At 56.2% G+C, this 23698-nt stretch carries 19 protein-coding genes; all 19 read left to right on the top strand.

Annotated elements, in window-relative coordinates; translation table 11 throughout:
• Positions 1 to 9 precede the first annotated feature (9 nt).
• The 19 genes from flgA to TCARDRAFT_RS08650 all read left to right on the top strand — a co-directional run bounded on the left by flgA (position 10) and on the right by TCARDRAFT_RS08650 (position 23579).
• Positions 10 to 747 (top strand): flagellar basal body P-ring formation chaperone FlgA, encoded by a 738-nt coding sequence (flgA, locus tag TCARDRAFT_RS08550; protein WP_007289603.1) that lies wholly within the window; start codon positions 10 to 12, stop codon positions 745 to 747.
• Positions 748 to 756: 9 nt separating this feature from the next.
• Positions 757 to 1347: a flagellar basal body L-ring protein FlgH gene (locus TCARDRAFT_RS08555; RefSeq protein WP_007289604.1), complete on the top strand. Its 591-nt coding sequence runs from the start codon at positions 757 to 759 to the stop codon at positions 1345 to 1347.
• 14 nt (positions 1348 to 1361) lie between these two features.
• The gene (locus TCARDRAFT_RS08560; RefSeq protein ID WP_007289605.1) at positions 1362 to 2471 is read left to right on the top strand and encodes a flagellar basal body P-ring protein FlgI; all 1110 of its coding nucleotides are present in this window, start codon (positions 1362 to 1364) and stop codon (positions 2469 to 2471) included.
• 196 nt (positions 2472 to 2667) lie between these two features.
• On the top strand, positions 2668 to 3087 hold the full coding sequence (locus tag TCARDRAFT_RS08565; protein ID WP_007289606.1) for a hypothetical protein: 420 nt from the start codon (positions 2668 to 2670) through the stop codon (positions 3085 to 3087).
• Positions 3088 to 3427: 340 nt separating this feature from the next.
• A complete protein-coding gene (locus tag TCARDRAFT_RS08570; RefSeq protein WP_007289607.1) occupies positions 3428 to 3787 on the top strand; it encodes a rod-binding protein in 360 nt (119 codons plus the stop codon).
• 55 nt (positions 3788 to 3842) lie between these two features.
• On the top strand, positions 3843 to 5306 hold the full coding sequence (locus TCARDRAFT_RS08575) for a phosphodiester glycosidase family protein (RefSeq protein WP_007289608.1): 1464 nt from the start codon (positions 3843 to 3845) through the stop codon (positions 5304 to 5306).
• 41 nt (positions 5307 to 5347) lie between these two features.
• Entirely contained in the window at positions 5348 to 5656 is a 309-nt protein-coding gene (locus TCARDRAFT_RS08580; RefSeq protein WP_007289609.1) for an HlyD family efflux transporter periplasmic adaptor subunit, read from the top strand.
• Between the two features lie 5 nt (positions 5657 to 5661).
• Entirely contained in the window at positions 5662 to 7467 is a 1806-nt protein-coding gene (locus TCARDRAFT_RS08585; RefSeq protein ID WP_040683226.1) for a SpoIVB peptidase S55 domain-containing protein, read from the top strand.
• Between the two features lie 184 nt (positions 7468 to 7651).
• Positions 7652 to 8422 (top strand): MlaE family ABC transporter permease, encoded by a 771-nt coding sequence (locus TCARDRAFT_RS08590; RefSeq protein WP_007289611.1) that lies wholly within the window; start codon positions 7652 to 7654, stop codon positions 8420 to 8422.
• An 18-nt stretch (positions 8423 to 8440) separates the two neighbouring features.
• Positions 8441 to 9199 (top strand): ABC transporter ATP-binding protein, encoded by a 759-nt coding sequence (locus tag TCARDRAFT_RS08595; RefSeq protein WP_040683227.1) that lies wholly within the window; start codon positions 8441 to 8443, stop codon positions 9197 to 9199.
• Positions 9196 to 10470, top strand: coding sequence for an MlaD family protein (locus tag TCARDRAFT_RS08600; protein WP_007289613.1), 1275 nt, complete (start codon positions 9196 to 9198; stop codon positions 10468 to 10470). Before TCARDRAFT_RS08595 ends, TCARDRAFT_RS08600 begins: the two co-directional genes overlap by 4 nt.
• 157 nt (positions 10471 to 10627) lie before the next feature.
• Entirely contained in the window at positions 10628 to 11746 is a 1119-nt protein-coding gene (locus TCARDRAFT_RS15305) for an RNA-guided endonuclease InsQ/TnpB family protein (RefSeq protein ID WP_007289614.1), read from the top strand.
• Positions 11747 to 12168: 422 nt separating this feature from the next.
• Entirely contained in the window at positions 12169 to 12528 is a 360-nt protein-coding gene (gene dcuC / locus TCARDRAFT_RS08615; RefSeq protein ID WP_007289615.1) for a C4-dicarboxylate transporter DcuC, read from the top strand.
• Between the two features lie 338 nt (positions 12529 to 12866).
• Positions 12867 to 14162 (top strand): TolC family protein, encoded by a 1296-nt coding sequence (locus TCARDRAFT_RS08620; protein ID WP_007289616.1) that lies wholly within the window; start codon positions 12867 to 12869, stop codon positions 14160 to 14162.
• Positions 14163 to 14304: 142 nt separating this feature from the next.
• On the top strand, positions 14305 to 15423 hold the full coding sequence (locus TCARDRAFT_RS15810; RefSeq protein WP_007289617.1) for an RNA-guided endonuclease InsQ/TnpB family protein: 1119 nt from the start codon (positions 14305 to 14307) through the stop codon (positions 15421 to 15423).
• Positions 15424 to 16085: 662 nt separating this feature from the next.
• The gene (locus tag TCARDRAFT_RS08635) at positions 16086 to 20420 is read left to right on the top strand and encodes a translocation/assembly module TamB domain-containing protein (RefSeq protein WP_007289618.1); all 4335 of its coding nucleotides are present in this window, start codon (positions 16086 to 16088) and stop codon (positions 20418 to 20420) included.
• Positions 20421 to 20443: 23 nt separating this feature from the next.
• The gene (locus tag TCARDRAFT_RS08640; RefSeq protein WP_007289619.1) at positions 20444 to 21091 is read left to right on the top strand and encodes a sigma-70 family RNA polymerase sigma factor; all 648 of its coding nucleotides are present in this window, start codon (positions 20444 to 20446) and stop codon (positions 21089 to 21091) included.
• A 155-nt stretch (positions 21092 to 21246) separates the two neighbouring features.
• Positions 21247 to 21798, top strand: coding sequence for a hypothetical protein (locus TCARDRAFT_RS08645; protein WP_007289620.1), 552 nt, complete (start codon positions 21247 to 21249; stop codon positions 21796 to 21798).
• A gap of 14 nt (positions 21799 to 21812) precedes the next feature.
• Entirely contained in the window at positions 21813 to 23579 is a 1767-nt protein-coding gene (locus TCARDRAFT_RS08650) for a BamA/OMP85 family outer membrane protein (RefSeq protein ID WP_007289621.1), read from the top strand.
• Positions 23580 to 23698: the final 119 nt, after the last annotated feature.

Genomic DNA, 23698 nt, shown 5'->3' on the forward strand with positions numbered 1-23698 from the left:
GTGACGGCCATGCTGCGGAAAGTCGCGGTACTTTTGGCCCTATGCCTGCTGGCTGCCGTCCTGCCGGCGCCCATTGCCGCGGCAACAGCCGCTAGTCAGGTGGTTGCCGGCGCAGAGCTGGCCGACGCGGCGGCTATGGCCGCCAAACAGCGCTTGGCCGGCATTGACGGCGAAGTAACTATCAGTCCGGACACTGAGCCGACTGACCTTGTCGTCCCGGCCGGCGAGCTTAAGCTAACCGTCGAGTTTCCCTACGGCATCCGGCTTAGCGGCCTGACGGCGGCAACAGTAAACGTGCAGGTGGACGGCCGGCTCGTGGCGGCCGCCACCGTGAAGCTGGATATAAAGCTCTACCGTGAGATTTTGGTCGCGGCCCGGCCGATTGCGGCCTGGGAAATTCTCACCGCTGACAGTCTGCAGCGGGAACGGCGCGATGTCGGGAAACTGGCGTCAGGCTACATAACCGACGAACAGAAAGTGCTCGGCCTGGCTGCCCGTCGGTCGCTCACCCCGGGCGCCGTCATCACGGACAGCGTTCTTGCCAAGCCGGTCCTTATCCGGCGCGGCCAACTCATTGCCATTATCGCCCGTAGCGGCGGCATTGAAGTGGTGGCCGCCGGCCAGGCTCTCCAGGACGGTGCGGAAGGCCAGGTCATCCGGGTGCAGAATATCCAATCGAAAAAAATCCTGTCGGCCCAGGTGCTGGACAACGCGTCGGCGCTGGTGCTGACTTACCGGGGAAAGTAAGGTGAAAATATGGGCTACAAAGCCGTTATTATTCTCCTCACTGCCGTCTTAATGTTGACGGTACCGGCGGAGCCGGCCGCGGCCGCTTCGCTGTGGACCGACACCGGTCCGGCGGCCAGCATGTATGCCGACCGGAAAGCTCATGCCGTCGGCGATATCATCACGATTATTATTAGCGAGAGTTCGAGCGCCAGCCGCACCGGCAAGGCGGAAAACACCAAGTCAGGCAAAACCGACCTGCAGGCCGGCACCGGTATTTTCCGCTGGCTGGCGGACGCTAGTGCCGGCTATTCCGATAGCTTCAAAACCCAGGGGACAATTGCCAACAGCAATAATGTATCGGCCAAGCTGACCGTGCAGGTGGTGGAAGTAAAACCAAACGGCAATATGGTCGTGTCCGGGACGCAAAGTATTAAACAAAACGGCGAGGAGCAGCGGATTACCATCACCGGCGTGGTGCGGCCCGATGATGTGCGGGCCGATAATACCGTCCTGTCGACCTATGTTGCCGATGCCCAAATCCGCATCGACGGCCAGGGGCCGCTGGCCCGCAAACAGCGTCAGGGCGTCCTCAGCCAAATCTTGAACATTCTGTTGTAATATCCGGAGGAATTATGCGCAAAGCGTTAGTCTTGCTGAGCGTTCTCTGTCTGTTGGCGGTTAGTATTGTCCCGGCCGGGGCGCTGGCCGCCGGCGTGCGCATCAAAGATGTAGCCAAGGTCCAGGGGGTGCGCAGCAACCAGCTGGTGGGCTACGGCCTGGTCGTCGGCCTGGCCGGTACGGGCGACTCGACGAAAAATATGGCGACAATGCAGTCGATCGCCAATATGCTCAGGACCTTTGGCGTGACGGTTACGCCGGCCCAGCTCCAGGCGAAAAACGTGGCGGCCGTCATGGTGACTGCCGTCTTGCCGCCGTTCGTCAAGCCCGGCGATACCATCGACATTACCGTGTCTTCCCTTGGCGACGCCAAGAGCCTGCAGGGAGGCACGCTGCTGCAGGCGCCGCTGCGGGCGGCCAATGGCCTGGTTTACGCCGTTGCTCAGGGGCCGCTGTCGATTGGTGGGTATGCGGCCGGCAGCGGCGGGGCGAGCCAGCAGAAAAACTTCCCTACCGTGGGCACTATTCCGGGGGGCGCGATCGTAGAACGGGACGTGCCGGTCGAATTTACGGCCGGCGGCCAGATCGCGTTGGCGCTTAGCCAGCCTGATTTTACCACGGCCAGCCGAATTGCCGAGGCGATTGCCGGCCGCTTTGGCCCCATTGCCGTTGCCCGCGATCCCGGTACCGTGACGGTCAGCATACCCGATTATTATCGCGGCGATATCGTTGGCTTTATTGCCGCAATCGAGGAACTGACGATTGTCCCGGATACGGCTGCCAAGGTAATAATTAACGAGCGGACCGGCACGGTTGTCATGGGCGGCCAAGTGACAATCGACGAGGTGGCGGTAGCCCAGGGTGGTCTGAGCGTGCGGATTACGCGGGACAAAGCGGTTTCTCAGCCGCCGCCGCTATCCGGTGGCAGCACCGTCGTCACCGACAAGACAACCCTGCAGGTTGATGAGGCCAAAGCCAGTGTGGTAACGCTGCCGCCGGCGGCCAGCGTCAGCGATGTCGTCGCCGCTCTCAATGCCATTGGTGCCACGCCGCGGGACATTATCGCCATTCTTCAGGCAATCAAGGCAGCCGGCGCCCTGCACGCCGACCTGCAAATCATATAGGCTATGAATATGTCGACAAAAAAGACGTCAACGGCGCAAAGCATATATTTTTGCAAGTCAAAGGCGACAGCATCGTCCTTCAATCGTCAAACCCGGCATATCCTCCACAAATTTATACGGGCGAAGAGCGCAAAAAAATCCGGATTGTCGGCAAAGTGAAACAGACTATCCGGAAGTATTAAAGCGAGGCGAAGCCATGACTAACGAGGAATTCCAAAAGTTGATGCTTGAAAAATTCTCAAGCATGGAAGCAAACATGCAATCCATGCAAAAAGAATTAACGGCTATCCGTCGGGAAATGGCCACCAAAGACGACATAGCACGCCTTGACGCAAAGATTGACGCCGTAAAGAGCGAACTGAAAGCGGATATCGCAGCCCTTGATGCCAAAGTCGAGCAGTATGGGTACATTCAACAGCAAGATGTTTACCACCTTCTGCAACATATCGACAAAAAACTGGACAATGTCGCCACCAAAGACGACATGTGCCGGTTAGAAGCTAAAATTGATAAAATCATTGCTACGCAAACTATCCAGGGCGAATCGATCAATATTCTTGCCATGCGCCAGCTGCACACGGAATCAGAACTAGCGGCGTTCAAACAGGCCAAATAAAACCTTACGACGCAAAAGACACAGCACTGAATCGGACAGGCTGTGTCTTTGTATTTGGAGGTGAATATATCGATGAACAAAAAACTCGTTATTGCACCATGCTTCGTTACAGCAATTGCAATTACTTCTGGTTGTTCCAGCTTGTATATAAAATTTTGAATATAGTCCTTTACTGAATGGCCAAGATAGAGTATAATCAAATTGCCTTTTTGAAAGCCTTCGGTAAAGGGTTTGAGTGCCACCTCAAGGGGGCGAGCGCTCTGAAAACGGCGAGACGCTATATAAAATAAGGTTTTGAGGCACTTTCTATTGTTGTACCCAAGTAATGCAGGTGATGGTTATGCGAAGCGATTCCATTGGCGGCGCCCCACGCGCCTTTCGGGACAAAGCGCTAAAGGCAGGGGGCGCCAGCCCTGCCGCAAAACAAAAGCAGGCTATGATCACGGACCGCGACGACCAAAAACTGCGCCAGGCCTGCCGGGACATGGAGGCTGTGTTCTTGAACCTGCTGCTGAGCCGGATGCGCAGCACGGTCCCTCAATCGGGACTGGTGGATACGTCCCAAGAAGAAATAATGCGCTCCCTGCTCGACCGGGAGCTGACAAGCACGATGGCGCAGGCGGGCGGCATCGGTCTGGCCGATATGCTTTACCGCCAGCTTACTAGTGAAAACAGGGAAAAAAGCCAGGCTCCGCGTTAGGGTCTGGCTTTTTGTTCCTATGGTAAGTAGAAAGTGGAAAGTGGAGGGATCATCCTTGAACAAACGCCGCATTACTGCAATCACACTTGCCTTCCTGCTGCTCTGGGCTTCACTGGCCTGGGCCGCCGCGCCGGCCACCGCCCCGACCGGTGCTCCGGCTGCCGAGTCAGCAGCTGCGCCGGCGGCAGTTGTCAGCAAGGTCCGTTCCAGCCAGGCGGCCGATAAGGTGCGCATTGTTTTGGATATGACTGCAGTTCCGGCCTATAAGGTAAGGCTGCTCGACGAGCCGCTGCGGCTGGTCGTTGATCTGGAAGGCGCGGTAAACAAAAGCGACCTGACCGAGCTCAAATTTAACGACCCGCTGGTGGGCGCCGCGCGATTGGCTCAAGCCGAACCAGGCAAACTGCGGCTGACGATCGACCTCAAGCAGGCCGTAATTTATAATGTATTTTCCCTCAAGGCGCCCAACCGGCTGGTTATCGACCTAGTGAAAGTATATGAACAGAAAGTCACCCAGGAAGTGATGCCGGGGCTTACTTATACGTCGTGGCTGAGCGGACGGCCGTACGGCCCGGTGTCGGCCCATATTTTAACCATTGACCTCAAACAGGGCTTTGTCTTAAAACCGGTTCTGGCCAACGGTGTGGTGCAGGGCCTGGACACCGTTTCCGCCATGGCCCGCGCTTGTCGGGCGGTAGCAGCCGTCAACGGCTCTTACTTCGCCCCGACGGGGGAAATTTTGGGCCTGCTCAAGCTGGACGGCGAAATTGTCAGCACCCCGCCGCTGGCGCGCACCGCCATGGGCATCATGCCTGACGGGAAAATAATTATGGACCAGGTAACTTACCAGGGCTATGTACAGCTGCCGAGCGGTGACCGGCTCAGCTTGGACGGCGTCAACCGCGAACGCGGCGTCGATGAGATTATCTTATACAGCAGCCGCTACGGCGTGACGACCGGCACTAATATTTACGGGATTGAATATGTAATTGCCGGTGATGAGGTCAAGGCCGTAAAGACCAATGACAGCGTTATCCCCGCCGACGGCTTCGTCCTGTCGGCTCACGGCCGGCAGGCGCAGGCCCTGGCGGGCCTAAAGGTAGGGGATAAAGTTAAAATCCACCAGTCGCTCGGACCGGTATGGGACAAGACGGTACATGCCCTGGGGGCCGGGCCGATGCTGCTAAAAAACGGCAGTATTTATCTTACCACCAAAATTGAGGAGTTTGGCAGCGATGTCGCCGGCGGGCGGGCGCCGCGCACCGCCCTTGGTTTGACCAAGGACGGGCGGGTACTGCTGGTGGTGGTGGACGGCCGCCAGCCAACCAGCGCTGGCATGACCCTGTTGGAACTGGCGCTGTTTTTACAGGAACTCGGGGCGGTGGATGCCATGAATTTGGATGGCGGCGGTTCCAGTGAGATGGTAATTAATGACAAAGTGGTCAATAAACCCTCTGACGGCCGGGAGCGCAAGGTGGGCAGTGCCTTGGCGGTAATTTCGGCAAGGCTTGCTATTTAAAACAGATAGGGTATAATGAAAGTAACATGGGGGGTGAGGTTATGTTCCGCCGAAAAACCGCCATCCTGTTGCTGACATTGGTAATGGTTGCCGTGATTGGCGCCTGGTCGGCGTCAGCCGGGGCGCTCGTCGACCAGCGCAGCGTCCTGTCGGGTCATGTACTGAGCGTTGTCACGCCTGGCACGGCTGTGCAGGAAGGTACGGTGCTGGTTGTGGTTGGCACGATTACCGGCCCGGTACCGGCCGTGCGTGCCACCGTGGACGGCGTGGTCAAAGAAGTAATGATAAGCCCTGGAGACATTATCCGTCAGGGGGATACGGTGGTGCGGATTGAACCGTCCCGCAAGTAGAGAGGATGATATTGTTGGCGCGTTTACAAAAGCCGTACCGGATTGTGCTGCTGGCGCTGCTTCTGATTTTGCCGGCGGCGCTCGTGCAGGCCGTTGCCATCATGCCGGTCGACCAGGTACGGCCGGGAATGCAGGGTGTGGGCAAGACAGTCGTTGCCGGAACCCAAATTGAAGAGTTCGGGGTCGAAGTGCTGGGGGTCATGAAAGATAAAGGCCCGTCCGGCGACCTCATCTTAGTTCGTACTTATGGCGATGTGATTGAGCGTACCGGGGGCATCGCTCAAGGCATGAGCGGCAGCCCCGTTTATATTGACGGCAAATTGGTCGGGGCCATTGCTTACGGCTGGTCGCTGACCGACCACCGGATCGGCATGGTGACGCCGATTGCCGACATGCTAAAGCTGTGGGAAATGCCGGATAAGGCGAATAGCTGGGCCAGCCCGCCGCTTTTAGCAGACGCTCGCCCGGTGGCAACGCCGGTCATGGCCGCCGGTTTTGGCGAACGGGCGCTGGCGATGCTGGCCGAAAAACTCAAGCCCTTCAATCTGGTACCATACGCCGTTGGCAGTGCGGATCCAGGGGCAAGCCAGGACCGGCTTGAACCCGGTAGCGCCGTGGGCATTGAGCTGGTGCGGGGCGACGTCAGCCTAGGCGCAATCGGCACCGTTACCTATGTCGAGGGCGATAAGGTGCTGGCGTTTGGCCATCCTTTCCTGAAAAAAGGCAATACGAACTTTTTCCTTACTGACGCCTACGTGTTTACCACCGTGAAAGGCGTGGAGAACTCCTTTAAAGTAGGTGTTACCGGGAGTCTCCTCGGCACGATTAATCAGGACCGCGGCGCCGGGGTGGCCGGCATAACCGGTCGCTATCCCAGTGTGATCCCGGTGCGCATTATCGTCAAGGATAGCAGCGCCGGCAAAACGACCGACGCCGCCGTGCAGATTGTGCAGGACGAACAGCTGGCCCCCATTCTCACGGCCACCACGGTCTTCAATTTTATTGAAAAGACCATGGATCGCGTCGGCCCCGGCTCGGCCCGCGTCACCTTTGAGGTCAGCGGCCGCAACCTGCCGGATGAAACACTGAGGCGCGAGAACATGTTTTACAGTCCGGTCAATATTGGCGAGGCGGCTGTCGGCGAACTGTACGAAGCGCTCGCGCTTGTTGCCGACAACAAGTTTACGCCGGTCGAGCTTATGGACGTGAAAGTTAATGTCGACGTTACCGCCGAGCGCCGCACGGCCACCATCATGGAGGCACGGGCCAATGTAGCGACGGCGAAGCCGGGCGATAAAATTGACATTACGGTTAAACTCAAGCCTTATCGGGAAGAACCCATTACCCGCGTGGTCAGCTTCGTCATTCCCAAGGACCAGCCGGCCGGGCCGCTGACCCTTGAAGTGCGCGGCGGCGGCACTGTACCGCTTATGTACGGTTTGCTGAAAGACCAGGGGCTGGAAGGTGAACTGGCGCGGGTGGAAAAAAACAAACACCGCACTTTTGCCGACGTCGTCCGGGACGTGGTGGAGCGCGACCGCAACAATGATATCGTCGTCGAAATTCTCGACGTTGATCTGTCACAGCTGGGCAGCGGTCTGGCTGGCAGTCAGACCAACCGGCTGAAATTGGGCCATGACCCCCAACCCGCCGGCGATAAAACCAACCAGCCAAGCAGGGCGCGCGGCCCGCTGGGCGACTTTTTGAAAAAAAGCGAGGAAAACCGGACCAAATATCATATCACTACCGACTATATCATTGACAGCGATGCCCAGGTCATGATTGAGGTAGTTAAAGATGAAGGCAAATGAGAGGTGCACCCCGTGTAAGCGGGATGCACCTCTCGCCTTAACGCCGGCCTGGCCTCGTTGGCCATCGGACGAAAAAAAACAAGCCGGGCAGGGGAATGGCCGCATAATATTGAATAATACCAACCAGTGAGTAATATATTGCAAAAAAACGGCGCCCGTTTCGGGCCCAAGGCAGGCTGGACAGATGCTGATACCAATGCTGGAAAAACTTGGCCGGACGGTGCTGGTGCAACTGGAAACCACCGGCCGTGTTATCCTTTTATTTACCGAAACAATTTACCACCTGCGGCGGTTTAACCTAAAGCTGACGCTGCGCCAGGCAGCCCACCTCGGCGTCGATTCGCTGCCCATCGTGCTGTTAACCATCCTGTTTACCGGCATGGTTATGACCGTGCAGACCGCCCATGAATTTATCAAATACGGCGCCCAGTCTTCGGTCGGCGGCGTCGTCGCCGTGGCCATGGGCCGGGAACTGGCGCCGGTGCTGACCGGAGTGGTGGCGGCCGGCCGGGTAGGGGCGGCAATCACGGCCGAGATCGGTTCGATGAAGGTGACCGAGCAGATTGACGCCCTGCGGGTAATGGCGACCAACCCCATTGCCTATCTGGTCGTGCCGCGGCTGGTGGCCTGCGTTTTTATGCTGCCCATCCTGGTAGTTTTCGCCGACGTCATCGGCACGTTTGGCGGCTATCTGGTGGCCACGCTATACGCCGGCATCGGCTCCTTTACATACTTGCACTCCATCAAGGTTTTCACCGCTATCAACGATGTGACCGGCGGCCTTATAAAAGCCATGGTCTTTGGCGCCATAATCGCCATCATTGGCTGCTACAAAGGACTGACGACCGACGAAGGGGCCGAGGGGGTAGGCCGGGCCACTACCGGCTCAGTCGTTGCTTCCATCATTCTGATTTTCGTTACCAACTACTTTTTGTCGCTCCTGTTATATCGCTAGGAGCCAGAGGTGGCAGGCGTGATTAAATTAGTAAACGTTAATATGTCTTTTCGCGGCCGACCTGTTCTTCACGACATCAACCTAGAAATCGCCAAAGGGGAAATCATGGTGATTATCGGCCCCAGCGGCTCGGGCAAGAGTACGCTGCTACGCCTCATCATCGGCTTACTAAAACCCACCAGCGGCGAGATCTGGGTCAAGGGACAGGAAATTTCCCGCGCCAGCGAAGACGAAATGAATAAACTGCGCCGGCATATGGGAATGGTCTTTCAGTATTCGGCGCTGTTTGACTCCATGACGGTGGGGGAAAACGTCGCCTTTGGCCTGCGCCAGCATACCGACCTGAGCGAGGAAGAAATCGCCCGCGTGGTGCGGCGGCGCTTGCGGATGGTCGGCCTGGCGGGACAGGAAAACGTCATGCCGAGCGAGCTTTCCGGCGGGATGAAGAAGCGGGTCAGTTTAGCCCGGGCGATGGCCATCAATCCGGAAATCGTCCTTTACGACGAGCCTACCGCCGGTCTGGATCCAATTATGTCCGGCACCATTGACCGGATGATTACCAGCGCTCGCCGCCTTTTCGGCGTGACATCGGTGGTAGTTACTCACCACATGTCGAGTGCGTTTAACATTGCCGACCGCATCGCCATGATTTATGGCGGCCGGATTATTGAAATCGGGACGGTTGACGAAATTCGGCAGTCGACAAACCCCATCGTCCAGCAGTTTATCCACGGTTACAAGTCCAGCGCCCTGGCGCGAAGGAGGCAGAAACCATGAAACTGAGCACAGAAGCGAAGGTAGGTGCCGTTACCATTGTCGGCCTCTTTCTGCTGGCTTATATGATCGTCCACTTGGGCGGCTTTAGTTTCAGCGACAAGGGCTATCCCGTGACCGTCACGTTCAACCAGGTGAGCGGTCTGAAAGAGGGCAACATAGTCCGCTACGCCGGCGTGGAGGTAGGCCGGGTGCAGGAGGTCGCGGTTGTCCCCGAGGGGGTTAAGGTACATCTACTTATCAATCCCGGGGTAAAAATCCCGCAGGGAGCGCAGTTTACCATCGGTACCGACGGGCTGCTCGGCGAAAAATTTATCAATATTCTTCCCCCCGCGACCAATTCGGGATTTCTGTCCCCCGGCGCCCATGTGCGCGGCGAAGACCCGCAAGGGCTTGACCAGCTCATCGCCACTGCCGATCGGGTGCTCTTAGACATTCAGGCCTTGGTCAAATCGCTGAACGAGGTGTTGGGCGACGAAAAAGTGAAGGGAGCCATGAAGGAAGCCTTGCTGAACGCCCGCGAAATCACCAACCATTTAAATGAACTGAGCGCGAGCATGGCCCGGATGGCAAAAAACAGCGAGGGCGACATCCAGGATACGGTGCGCAATCTGCGGACGATGTCCGGCAGTTTGCGCGATGTGGCGGCCAGGGTGGACAGACTGATGACCGAGGTGGATAATAACGGCCGGACGGCCAAAGACTTGCGTGAAACAATTGAAAATTTAAAAACGACCAGCGCCCGGGTAGAAAAAATGGCCGCATCGCTGGAGGGGGTAGTTACCGACCCGGAAACTGCCCGCAATCTCAAAGAAACGCTGCGTAACGCCCGGGAGGCCAGCGAAAAGGCCAACCGCATGCTGGGCAAGGTGAACAGTGTCAAAGCCGAAGCTGGCATTGAAATGTTATACGATACCGACAACCACAAGTACCGCAGTAGTGCCGACGTGCGCATCCAAACGTCGCCCCGCGACTTTGCCGTCATCGGTGTCAGCGATATCGGCGATGGCAGCAAAACCAACTTCCAAGTAGGCCGCGGCGAGAGTCTGGCCGGGCGCGCCGGCGTCATCGACGGCAAAGCCGGCATTGGCCTTGACGCCAAACTTGGGCAGCAGCTGCGCCTCTCCCTGGATGCCTACGACCCCAACGATGTCCGGGTCAAACTGCGTACCCAGTACCAGGTGGCCCCTGATACCTTTATTGTCGGCCAGGTAGACGGCGTAAACAAAAGCGCTGACACAAGCACTTCGGTCGGCGTGCGGACGACGTTTTGAGTCCGCCGGCCGTTATCACAGATCTTGGGGTTTGCTCCCAGGGTCTTTTTTACAAAATTTCCGCCAGAATACCCCTGATTTTAATCGGGGGGATAAATGGAGATTTGAAAATTCTCCTGGTTATGCTATAATTTAAGCAAACCGGAGGAGATATTAAATGCAAACTATAACTCTTAAAATGAAACTCCTGTCTCCCAACAAAGGTAAGCTGGAGAAAATGATCCGGATGCTGGAGATCTACCACCAGGCGTGCTCCTGGTTCCTGGCCCAGGCCGAAGCACTCAATACTGTCAGCCGGGCAGTTTTAAACCGTGAAACTTATAAGCAGGCTTCGGGATTATTCGACCTAAATCGAGGTACGCTCCAGTGCGCCATGCTTAAAGCCTTGTCTGCCAGGCGCTCCTACCTTTCCCGCAAGCAAAGGGGTAAAAAGGCTAGTCTGCCTAAGTTTGAGACAATGGTTCCGGTAATGGTGCGGCAGGACTGCTACTCTCTCCACCAGCTCCCTTCCGGGACGTGGGTTATTAAATTTCCCGTCTCTTCCGGCAGAAGCCAGATAGCCGTACCTATTGCCGCTTCTTTATATCACGTCAGAAAGCTCATAGATTTGGCAAGAGGTTCTTGCCGCCAGGGGTCTATGGAAATCTGGCGTGATAAAGGCGGCGAATGGTACGTTTCTATATCTCTTATATATGAACCAAGTTTTAAAGAGCCAAGCGGCGTAATAGGGGTCGACTTTGGGATAGTAAAATTGGCCGTACTGTCCAACAATATCTTTTTTGACGGTCGCCCGATAAGGTGGCGCAAAGAACATTGGGCAGAGCGGCGCAAAGCGCTACAGCAGACAGGCCGGCTTTCCCGCATGAAGAAAGAAGCTGGTCATGAGCGCAGGTGGATGCGCTATATCAACCACTGCATTTCTAAGCGCATTGTGCAGATAGCGAAGGATGAAGGTAAAGCCATCGCGCTGGAACAGCTAACCGGTATCCGCGAGCGGGTCAGAGGTTCAAAGAAGTTCAACCGGATGCTGTCCGGCTGGAATTTCAAAGAATTGGCATCTTTTATCGAGTACAAAGCCGCTCTTGCCGGAGTGCTGGTTTTCTACGTTGACCCCAAAGAGACTTCCAAGACATGTCAGAAGTGCGGGAATGTTTCCCGCTGCAACCGCAAAACGCAGGGTTGGTTCAAATGTATCAAATGTGGCTACCAATCCGATGCGGACAGAGTTGGTGCCTTAAACATTGCCGCCAAAGCGCTCAATGCTCTTGGGGCATGACTCTAGGAGAAAGGGGAGTGTGGCACCCCTTAAGGCCAAGGTGATGATCCGGGTCGACCGGGGAATGCTGGCTAACCTGCAATTGGTCAATCGCCATCCCACGTTGGGATGCCCCTCAATTTATTGAGGGGAGGATGTCACTATATCAGAAAGTATAAATTTTTAACTGCCAAGCTAATCATGCCAATAAATTGGCACCACAAATAATGAAAACCAATGTAATGTTTAACCTAAATGAGAGTTTTGCATAATTCAATCGCAAGTTATCCACAATGAGATATCTTTAAGACTTTTGATGTCAAATTCAAGAGTTATTAGTGTGAGGGATTTTCATAATTCCAAATGAAGTTATCCACAACACAATATATAGTGTTTTTGCAGGTTCCAAAGTATATATATTGTGTTTGGATTAGTAATTTTTTATGAATGCCATTGGCCTGGTAAAATACTTGATTAGCTCTCTCACCAGCGTCGCCGGAGCCGCCAAATACGCTGCCACCTTCGGCCCCTGGCTGCTGGCCATCATCACCGGTTCGGGCGACGCAGCCACGTTCGCCTTCAACGAGGCTGTTACTCCGCATGCCAAACAGTTTGGCATGGAAATCATCAACATGGGCAGTATTGCTGCGTTGTCCGGCGCCATTGGCCGTACCATGTCGCCGGTGAATGGCGCTTGCATTATTTGCGCCACAATTGCCGGCGTCAGCCCTATGGAGCTGGCCAAACGCAATGCTTTGGGCATGACCTTGGCCGTTATCGTCGCGATGCTTATGCTCGTGTAGAAATGTTTAACGTTCTTCTGATACCGCCTTAATTGGCCGCTAATTCAAGCCGCTAGCAAATTTTTCGTTGAAACGGCAGGGAGAATGGTTTCCCTGCCATATACATTTCGTAGTGGCAATTTCTTGACTACTTCAATATACGCTAGCCCGCGGGGAAAGCAAACTTAATTTTTCGGCGCCCTATTTTGGGCGCCCCTTTTGTCGCCGCAGGACTGGCAATTGCCGCCAGACAAGGGTATATCTATTTATTGACAGTGCCAGCACAGTGGCCTATAATTAAAACATGATTGACTAATCAGTCAGCAGCACAAGCGACATGAGTGGGAGGAAAGAGCCTAATGACGGGACAAGCCTATTGGAAAAAGCGCATTACCGCAGCCGTTATCGGCGGGCTGCTGGCGGTCAATACAGCGGCCGCTTTGGCGGCGCCGGTAGAGCTGACCTTGGAGGAAAGCATCGCTCTCGCCCTCAAGAACAACCCGGCGGTAAAAATCGCCGAGGCGGATAAGGAAACGGCCGCCGGCAAGGTAACCGAGGCCAAAGGCGGCAAGCTGCCGACACTGAGCTATAGCTTTTCGGCCGCCCGGTCGGATGTTCCGGCAAGTTCAGCCTCGCCGGAAATGATTATTGATAAATTTGACAATAAAGTCACCCTTACTCTGCCGCTCTATACCGGCGGCAAGCTGGAGGGCCTCATTGACCAGGCCAAACTGGGGTTGAAGGCTGCCGAACTGGGGGTAGCCAAATCACAGCAACAGATAAAACTTGATGCCACCACCGCCTACTTCAATCTTTTGCAAGCCCGCAACATGGTTAAACTCAACCAGGAATCGGTAGACCGGCTGGCGGCCCACCTACAGAACGTGCAGGCTCAGTATGCCGTCGGCACGGTGGCCAAATCGGACGTGCTGCGTTCGGAAGTGGAACTGGCCAATGCCGAGCAAAACCTGATTAAAGCTCAGAACAGCTATGACCTGGCAGTGGCTAGCCTCAATAACGTGCTTGGCTTGCCGTTGGACACCGAAATTTCGGTTAAGGACGACCTAAAATACGATAAATACTCCCTTACCTTGGAAGAAGCAATTGATTATGCCCTCAAAAACCGGCCGGAGGTCGCTCAGGCCGACCTCAATGTCAAGAGCGCCGAAGACGGCATGCAAGTAGCCAAGAGCGGTCAGCGGCCGACCGTATCCTTCCAGGGCAGCCAGACCTGGTCTGATACCGATCCCGGGAGAAGCAGCGACTCTTGGGCGCTGGGCTTGTCGGCCAGTTTCAACATTTTTGACGGTAACGTGACCAGCGCCAAAATCAAGCAGGCCGACGCCGCCCTGGCCAAAGCGCAGGAACAGGCGCGCCAGACCAGGGATGCGGTCCAGCTGGAAGTGCGCCAGGCCTATCTTAGCCTGAAGGAAGCGGAAAAACGCATTGAAACAACGAAAGTGGCCGTAGACAAGGCCGAAGAAGACTATAAGATCGCCCAGGTCCGCTACAGCGCCGGCGTGGGTACCAACCTTGACGTCATGGACGCCCAGGTCGCGCTGACCCAGGCGAAGACCAACTATGTGCAGGCCCTCTACGACTACAACACCAGCAAAGCCAAACTGGACAAAGCCATGGGCATTCCTGTCAAATAAAAGCATGCAGCCGGAATTTCCGGCTGTTAATTTTCTTACAAAATTTCCGCCAGAATACCCCTGATTTTAATCGGGGGATGAATGGCGATTTGAAAATTCCCCTGGTTATGCTATAATTTAAGCAAACCGGAGGAGATATTAAATGCAAACTATAACTCTTAAAATGAAACTCCTGTCTCCCAACAAAGGTAAGCTGGAGAAAATGATCCGGATGCTGGAGATCTACCACCAGGCGTGCTCCTGGTTCCTGGCCCAGGCCGAAGCACTCAATACTGTCAGCCGGGCAGTTTTAAACCGTGAAACTTATAAGCAGGCTTCGGGATTATTCGACCTAAATCGAGGTACGCTCCAGTGCGCCATGCTTAAAGCCTTGTCTGCCAGGCGCTCCTACCTTTCCCGCAAGCAAAGGGGTAAAAAGGCTAGTCTGCCTAAGTTTGAGACAATGGTTCCGGTAATGGTGCGGCAGGACTGCTACTCTCTCCACCAGCTCCCTTCCGGGACGTGGGTTATTAAATTTCCCGTCTCTTCCGGCAGAAGCCAGATAGCCGTACCTATTGCCGCTTCTTTATATCACGTCAGAAAGCTCATAGATTTGGCAAGAGGTTCTTGCCGCCAGGGGTCTATGGAAATCTGGCGTGATAAAGGCGGCGAATGGTACGTTTCTATATCTCTTATATATGAACCAAGTTTTAAAGAGCCAAGCGGCGTAATAGGGGTCGACTTTGGGATAGTAAAATTGGCCGTACTGTCAAGCAATATCTTTTTTGACGGTCGCCCGATAAGGTGGCGCAAAGAACATTGGGCAGAGCGGCGCAAAGCGCTACAGCAGACAGGCCGGCTTTCCCGCATGAAGAAAGAAGCTGGTCATGAGCGCAGGTGGATGCGCTATATCAACCACTGCATTTCTAAGCGCATTGTGCAGATAGCGAAGGATGAAGGTAAAGCCATCGCGCTGGAACAGCTAACCGGTATTCGCGAGCGGGTCAGAGGTTCAAAGAAGTTCAACCGGATGCTGTCCGGCTGGAATTTCAAAGAATTGGCATCTTTTATCGAGTACAAAGCCGCTCTTGCCGGAGTGCTGGTTTTCTACGTTGACCCCAAAGAGACTTCCAAGACTTGTCCGAAGTGCGGGAATGTTTCCCGCTGCAACCGCAAAACGCAGGGTTGGTTCAAATGTATCAAATGTGGCTACCAATCCGATGCGGACAGAGTTGGTGCCTTAAACATTGCCGCCAAAGCGCTCAATGCTCTTGGGGCATGACCCTAGGAGAAAGGGGAGTGTGGCACCCCTTAAGGCCAAGGTGATGATCCGGGTCGACCGGGGAATGCTGGCTAACCTGCGATTGGTCAATCGCCATCCCACGTTGGGATGCCCCTCAATTTATTGAGGGGAGGATGTCACGCTGGTGGCCTTTGTTCCGGACGAACGGGTAAACGAAGCAGTACAAATTATTAAGCAGAATGAAGGTTTCGTGTAATTGGCGGCTGCCCGGCGGGGCGGCTTTTTTCTATATCCCCATATCAAAGTATAAATTTTTAACCGCGCAGATATTCATGACATAAATGTCATCACAAAACATGAAAACATTGAAGTTTAACCACGAAGATAATAATGCCAATAAATTGGCACCACAAAAGCATGAAAATAGTTATTCAACCGCGGAGAGCGCAGAAAGCGCGATTTCATCGCGCTAAAGTAAAAATACCCTCCGTGTCCTCTGCGGTTCTATAATATAAATTCAAGCGCGACAACTGTCGCGCGCGTAGCCCTTTGCGTTCTTTGCGCCCTTCGCGGTTTTACACTTTCGGCGCAGCGCATAACCCAAATTTTTCCGTGCAGAATAATATTCCAGCCAGGTGCTACAGGAAGATAGACGGGTTATGTCGAATGTAGCAGGTACTGATTATGCAGGAGGCGCATCCATGCGTCAAAAGTCCCTGGTTTTACTGCTTATCGCCGCCGCCATTATGGTGATCGCCGCCGGCCTTTGGGGAAGCGGGCGGAGTCAGGCGGTATTGGCCCGCATGCAGGATAAAGTAGCGGAAGAACTCGGCCGCGCCGCAGGCGGGCGAGTGACCTTTGCCCGGGTGGAAGTAACCGGCTATAACAAACTGAGCTTTTATGACGTGGCTGTTTATGATGCCCGGGGAGAGCGGCTGGCTGCCAGCGAGCGCGTTACCGTCACTATATCCCTGACGAGCATGCTCAGCGGCCATTTCGGTCCCGAGGCCGTTACCAGCGTGACGCTTGAGCGGCCGCTGCTCGAGCTTATCCAGCATCATGACGGCCGGTGGAACGTAGAGCAGTTTCTTGATCGACCCGGCCGTGACGGTTCGGCTTGTCGGGCCCGCATCACCCTGGAAGATGGCACGGTCAGTATGCGCAGCCCGCAAGGGGCATGGCAGGCGGAAAAAGTCAGCGGTACTATTGATTTCGTACATAATCCGACAATATTCATTAAGCTGGATAGCACCGTCGATGGGGCAAAAGTTACGGCCGAAGGAACGCTAAATACCGACGGCCAGGGCGTAGTCCGTCTGACGGCGGCAGAGGCTCCCTTGACGCGCTTGGCCGCGCTGGCGCCGGCCGGCAGCATGGTCAAGCTCACCGCGGGCACTGCCCAAGACATAATGCTTACCGTAAGACGGGACGGGCAGGGCCTGACCTATGCCGGCGAGGCGCGCATTGCTGGCGCCGCCCTGGACATTGACGGCATTCCTATTCGCGATGGCAGCGCTCTGCTGACTATAACGCCGCAATACCTTTATTTATACAAGGGCAAGGCGACAATCCACGGCCAGACGGTCACCGTGCACGGCCGGATTGCGCTCGCAACCAGCGAGCCGGTGCTCGATCTCGCGGTGGCGTCGGCGGCCTTTGATCCGGCGGCTTTGGGCTATGAGCCGCTGCAGGGCCCGCTGGCCTTTAAACTGACGGTTGCCGGGACGGCGGCAAATCCGGTCGTGACCGGCCAAGCCGCCTTGCGGGATGGGCGTATCGCCGGCTACCCCGTGACTAATTTGCAAACGAAAATCGTGCTAAAAAATAAAGTCCTGACCGTCACTGACGGTACGGTCAACGCCTTTGGCGGCCGGGTGGCCGTGAAGGGCACATTGGATCTGACCGGTCAAAATTACGAGCTGTATGTGACGGCCAGCGGCCTGGACGCCGGCGCGCTGCCCGGCACGGCTTCCCGGCTGAGCGGCCGCATCGAGGGCGATTTCTTTGTTGCCGGCCAGGCTGGGGAAATGCCGACCGTCGCCAGCGGTACGGTCGTGGTGCAGGGCGGGCAGGCGGCCGGTATACCGTTTGCCGAGCTCAAAGCCGGTCTGTACAAATCAGGTGAACAGATTACGCTCGACTATATGAATATCAAAACCGGCCAAGGGTTGCTGACTGCCAGCGGCAAAATAGCGGGGCAGGCGCTCGATCTTGCCGTTTGTGGTTATCAGGCGCCCTTGTCGGCGCTGGCGCCGGTCGCTTTTGGCCTGCTTCCCGACGGTACGGCCGACTTTAGCGGCACGGTAACCGGCACACTTGATCGCCCGGAAGCCAGCATCACTTTTACCGCCACCAACGGCCGCGTCCTTCACCAGCCGTTCCGGACGGCGACCGGCGGCCTCAAGCTGCATTCCGGGCAGCTGGTGCTGGATAATATCGTCGCCGCAAGCGGCCCGGCCGTCTACCGGATAAGCGGGACAATCAGCCTTACCGGGGAGCAGGCAGTGAATCTAACGGTGACGACCCGCCAGGTACGGGCCGAGAACCTTATTCTCCTGGTGGCGCCCGGCGAGCGCCTGACTGGCAATGTGGACAGCGATTTTGTGCTCACCGGGCCGGCAAGTAACCCCAATGCCGCCGGTACGGTAACGCTGACCGAGGGCAGCTTTCGCGGTCAGTTGATTGCCAAAGCGGTTGGCCGCTTCCACCGCCAGGATGGCGTAACGATTATTGATGATGCACTCATTCACTCGCTAAACACGGAAATTCGGCTCAGCGGTCGCGTGGACGCCAACAATGAACTCAATATTAAGCTCGCCGCTCAGGACATTGACTTGGCGCGGTTTAACTATGGCCTGCCCTATCCGGTAACTGGCCGGGCTACTTTTAGTGGCACCCTCAGCGGGCCAGCCAGCGCGCCAGTGTTTTATGGGGAAGTCACGGCAGCCAAACTTGTGCTGGCCGAACGCGAAGTAGAAAATGTACGTGGCATTATCAGCGTCAACGCTGGGCGCATCCATATTCCTCACTTTGGGTTCAGCCAAGCCCAGGGGACCTTTGCCTTTAGCGGCACCTTTGACCTTAATACCCGCTGGGTGGACGGCAGCCTTGATGTGACCAACGGTGATCTGGCTGGAATACTTGCCGTTGTTCGCGTGCCGGCCAAGGGTATTGAGGGGCGGCTGGACGGCCATGTCATGGTCAATGGCGCCGCCGACCGCCCCAATATCGCCGTCACCGGCAAGCTTCGCCAAGGCAAACTCCGGAACTATCCCCTGGACAGCGTTGACCTTGATGTCGAACTCACGAACAATATCCTGACCATTCACACCTTTACGGCCCAACAAGGAACGGGGATTTTGGCGGCCCGTGGCGTTGCCAACCTGGATGGGCCACTAAATCTGGAGATCGGCGGCCGGGACATTGATGCCGGGCTATTGACCGCCTGGTTCGACGCTGCGGTCACCACCAAAGGCAAACTAAGTTTTGCCGCCCAGGTTTCCGGCACCGCCAGGCATCCCCATACGGCGGTGTCCATGGAAATTGCCGGCGGCCAGCTGGGTAGCGCCACCTTTGATAGCCTGTACGGCTTGTTTATCTTGGACAACGGCAGCATTCGCGTCGACCAAATCTTGCTGACTAAAGGGCCCTACCGGGCCAGCGCTTACGGCGTTATTCCGTTGGCGGCGCTCAGCCAGGAAGGGCGGAGTCAGGCCAGCGTTGCCGACCAGATGGATCTCAGACTGCGGCTGGAACAGGCCAACCTCAGCATTCTGCCGCTTCTGACGCGGGAAGTAGCCTGGGCGGCCGGCGAAACCAAAGGTGAGCTCACCATCGGCGGCACGCTGGCCGAACCCACCCTGCGGGGACAAATTCTCGTCAAAAACGGGGCGATCAAACTGGCGTCGCTTGCCGAGCCCATCCAAAATGTGGCGGTTGATATTCAGTTTGATGGTGATAAAATTAATATAAAAACCTTTGACGGGCAGATGGGGGGTGGGTCCTACCGGCTGGCCGGGGCGCTGCGCCTGCAAGGGATGGCGCTCGCCGACTACGACCTGCTCCTGGTCCTTGACCACCTGGGGATTAGCCATAAATATTTCCACGGCCCGCTAAACGGCACGCTCACCCTGACCAGCCGCGGCGGCACCCCTTTCTTGAGCGGCCGGCTGCTCTTTGAGAACGCCGAAATCGATATCCCGCTTGTGCCCGAATTCGCGGCAGCTGACTGGGATCTTGGCCTGGACGTCGAACTTGTGGCTGGCAACAAGGTCCGTCTCCATAACCCATACATGTATGACATTCTTGTTACCGGTCGGGCCAAATTCGCCGGAAGCGTCCGTCAGCCGGCCGCCAGCGGCCGGTTTGAGGCGATCCGCGGCACGGTCAGTTATCTGCGCACCATCTTCCGGCTGAAGGAAGCGCGGGCCGAATTTACCCAGTATGGCTCGTTTGAGCCGGTCATTCATCTCAGCGCCGAAACGCGGCTGGAGCGCACCCAGGTGCTGCTTGACTTGCATGGTCCGGTGACGTCGATGGAAATGCGGCTTACCGCCGTGCCGGCCATGAGTCAGCAGGAAATCTTGTCGCTGCTCACCCTGCGCAGCCGCTATTTTGACAAACAAAAAAGCGCGAGCACCGGACGGGACGCGGGGCTTGACCGGGAGGAAGTGATGAGCCTCCTTGACGCCGGGTTGCAGATGCGCTTCATCGCCGAGATGGAAGATGCCTTCCGCCGCGCCTTCGGTCTGGACGAGTTTCGCGTGGTGCGCGGGACGCTGGCCGCCGACGGCCGGACCGATAAAAATGCGACCGATAAAACCGAACAAGAGCTCTACACCGACCGCGAGGTCTATAACATTGAAGTCAGCAAGTATGTCAATGACCGGCTGATGCTTAGTTACACGCTGGGGGTTGGTCACAACGAGCGGACGATGGGTTTTCGCTACGACCTTACTCGTCGCTTCAGTATTACCGGCTCAGTCGATGAACAAAATCACCGCCGGTTTGGTCTGGAAACACGGTTTAGATTTTAGTATTAGTAAAAGGATGATGGTCCATGCTTTTTGCCCAATATCTGGATGAACTCAAGAAAATCCGCCTGCTCGAGCCGGCGGAAGAAGCGGCGTTGTGGCGCGGTTTCAAGGTCGATGGCTGCCTTGATTGTCGCCGTCGGCTGATTGAGCACTACCAACCGCTGGTCTTCAAAGAGGCTATGCGTTGGCGGGCGCACGAGGGCGTTGTCATGGACCTTATCCAGGAGGGTACGGTCGGCCTGATCGAGGCGGTGGAAAACTTCGACCCGGAACGGGGCGTAGCCTTCAGCTTGTATGCTCCGCACCGCATCCGCGGCCGGATGCTCACTTATCTGGAGCGGGAAGGCAAACGAAAGTGGGCGTCCATTGACGGCCCGGCAGACGAGGACGAGAGTGGTACACTGGCCGACCGGCTGGTGGATGAGGCGGCGGCCGTTCCCGAGCAGGCCGAGCGCAACTTCCTTATCGAACCAGGTGCTGCAGGCGCTGGGACGGTGCCGGCCAAAGAGCAGCTGGTGTTGAGCGGCGTGTACCTGGAAGAACGGGAACCTAAGCAGCTGGCTGAAGCGCTGGACATGAGCCTGTCTCACCTGTACCGCCTGCAGAAGCAGGGCATCCGCCGCGTGCGCGGCATGCTGGCCCGACTGATGCACGAACTGAAAGCAAAATAAAGTTTATAACAGCGAAAACAAGTAGAAAACAGGAGCTTTTGCAGTGAATTTTATAATAATCCCGAAATAAGCCTGTTTTTTACCGATAAGATAAGCCCAGAATCGGTCCCCTTCTCAGGATTATAAAAATGTAGGTATAATAGAGGGGTGGTGAAATGGCGGACTTCAAGCAGCGTATTACCCGTAATCTCCGCAGTGCTCGGCAGTGGCTCACCCGGGCGGAAGAAGCCTTTGACCGGGATCAGGACATTCGGGGCGAGCTTGATCTCTTGTTGGCCCAGGCCGAGCTTCAGCATGCCAGAGAGCAGCATCGCTCGCGGCAGTGGCGCTATAAATACTCGCTGCTGCGCCATGGTCTGGCGCTCGTGCTTGCCGTCAGTGTCGCCGTCGGCGGGGCGGGCGCTTACTGGTGGCTGCAGCGCCAGGAAGCCGCCATTCCTATTCCGCTCGCCACGCCCCAGCCGCGGCCGGCGGCGGGGGAACAGACCGTACCGCAAGGCCCAGAGCAACCGCGGCCGGAAAATGCCAAACCGGTCACTGTCGCGGCTCAGCCGGCGACCGAGCCGCCCAAGCAGGCGGAGGCGGTGCGTCAGGAACCGGCGGTGAAGGAGGCCCGCCCAGGCGGTCATGATGTTAATCTGCCGCCTGAGGAAATACAAAAACTTATCCGGGCGGCCGGCAAATCCTTGCGCGGCCAGCAACCTTAATAAGGAGGTAATGCATGACGAGAACTCGACGCTACGGGCTACTATTCTTTGCGGCTATTTTCGCGCTCAGCATCGTCGTTGGCGCCTTGACGCCGGCGTTTGCCGCCGACCTCACCGGCCGGACGGTAACGGCGGTGGCCGTTGCCGGCAATAAGGCCGTAGCCGAAAGCACCATCATGGCGGCGGTCAAGACCAAGCCGGGCGATATTTTGAGCGCGGACAAGATTAAAGAGGACATGCAGGCCATTTACGAACTTGGCTACTTTTTTGATGTCGTAGCTAATTTCACCGAAGTTCCGGAAGGCGTCAAAGTAGTCTATACCGTTTTGGAAAACCCCGCCCTACAGGACGTTGTCTTCAAGGGCAACACCAAAGTGACGACCGACAAGCTTAATTCGCTTGTTACCGCCGAAAAGGGCAAGACGCTGAACACTAAGATCCTCAACGACAACATGCGGGCCATCGAGCAGTATTACCACGACCAGGGCTATATTCTCGCCCGGGTCAGCGATGTGGCCATGAGCCCGACCGGGGTGCTGACCATTACCATTAACGAAGGCATCCTGGAAGACATTGTCGTTAAGGGCAACGACAAGACCAAGAAGTATGTCATTACCCGGGAAATGAAGCTTAAACCGGGCGAGCCGTTTAACGTCAAGGACGCCCGCCGCAGCATGCAAAAAGTGTACAACCTCGGCTACTTCGAGGATGTCAACATGAAGCTCAATCCCGGTAAAGAACCCAACGGCGTAGTGCTGGAAACCAGCGTTGTTGAGCAAAAAACAGGCACCTTCTCCATCGGCGCCGGCTACAGCAAGGCTGACGGCCTGGTCGGCATCATCGAGCTGGGCGACAACAACTTCCGCGGCACCGGTGACAAGGTGAAAGTGCACTGGGAGTTTGGCGGCAACAGCGGCAGCAACAACAACTACGAATTTAGCTACACCCGTCCCTGGCTGGACCAAAAACAGACATCGTTGGGCTTCAATATTTACAATATGACCAATCAGTATGACGACTACTACGATAACGGTGACCTGCGCTCCACCTACGACAGAAAGCGCCAGGGCTGGGACATTACCCTTGGCCGTCCGGCTGGTGAATATATTCAAAACTATATTACCTTAAAAAACCGCCGCGACACCTATGTAAAATATGTCGATGGCCCGGTGGATTACATGGCGACACCAGGGTCGGCCAACTACAATGCCAGCTACAACCAACAGTACCTCCAAGACAACTTCGGGCTGACCCGCAGCATTACCCTTATGCGGGTCTATGACTCCCGCGATAACGTCTTCAATCCTACCGAGGGCCGGCGTTATTCGCTTGCGGCCGAGTTTGCCGGCGGCCTGCTGGGCGGCGATTTTGACTTCAACAAATACACCGCCGAAGGCCGGCAATACCTGAAAGTGGGCCGTTCGCAAGTGGTGGCCTTCCGTCTCACCGTCGGTTATGCCGATGGCAAGATGCCGGAAGCCGGCAAGTTTGCTGTCGGCGGCGCCGATACCCTGCGCGGATACAATGACGATCAGTTTAAAGGCGACAAAATGTTTGCGGCCACGGCCGAATACCGCTTCCCGGTGGCTCAAAAGGTTCAGGGTGTGGTATTCACCGATGTGGGCAATGCCTGGGACGGTGACCACTATAAGCTGAACGACCTGAAAACCGGCGCCGGTGTGGGGCTCAGGATAACTACCCCGATCGGACCGATCCGCATCGACTACGCTGTCGGCGAGCAGGGCAGCCGGACGCACTTTAGCTTTGGCGGCCAGTTCTAACAACCATACACTGCAGCCCGCGCGAGTCAGGCCAGCCGGCCTGACTCTTGCGCTAAGGGAGGTTGACGGTTATTTTGGTTAGAAGGTTTTTCATCAGCATGCTCGTTACTTTCTTGGCC

This window comes from Thermosinus carboxydivorans Nor1, assembly GCF_000169155.1.
Classification (GTDB): Bacteria; Bacillota; Negativicutes; order Sporomusales; family Thermosinaceae; genus Thermosinus; species Thermosinus carboxydivorans.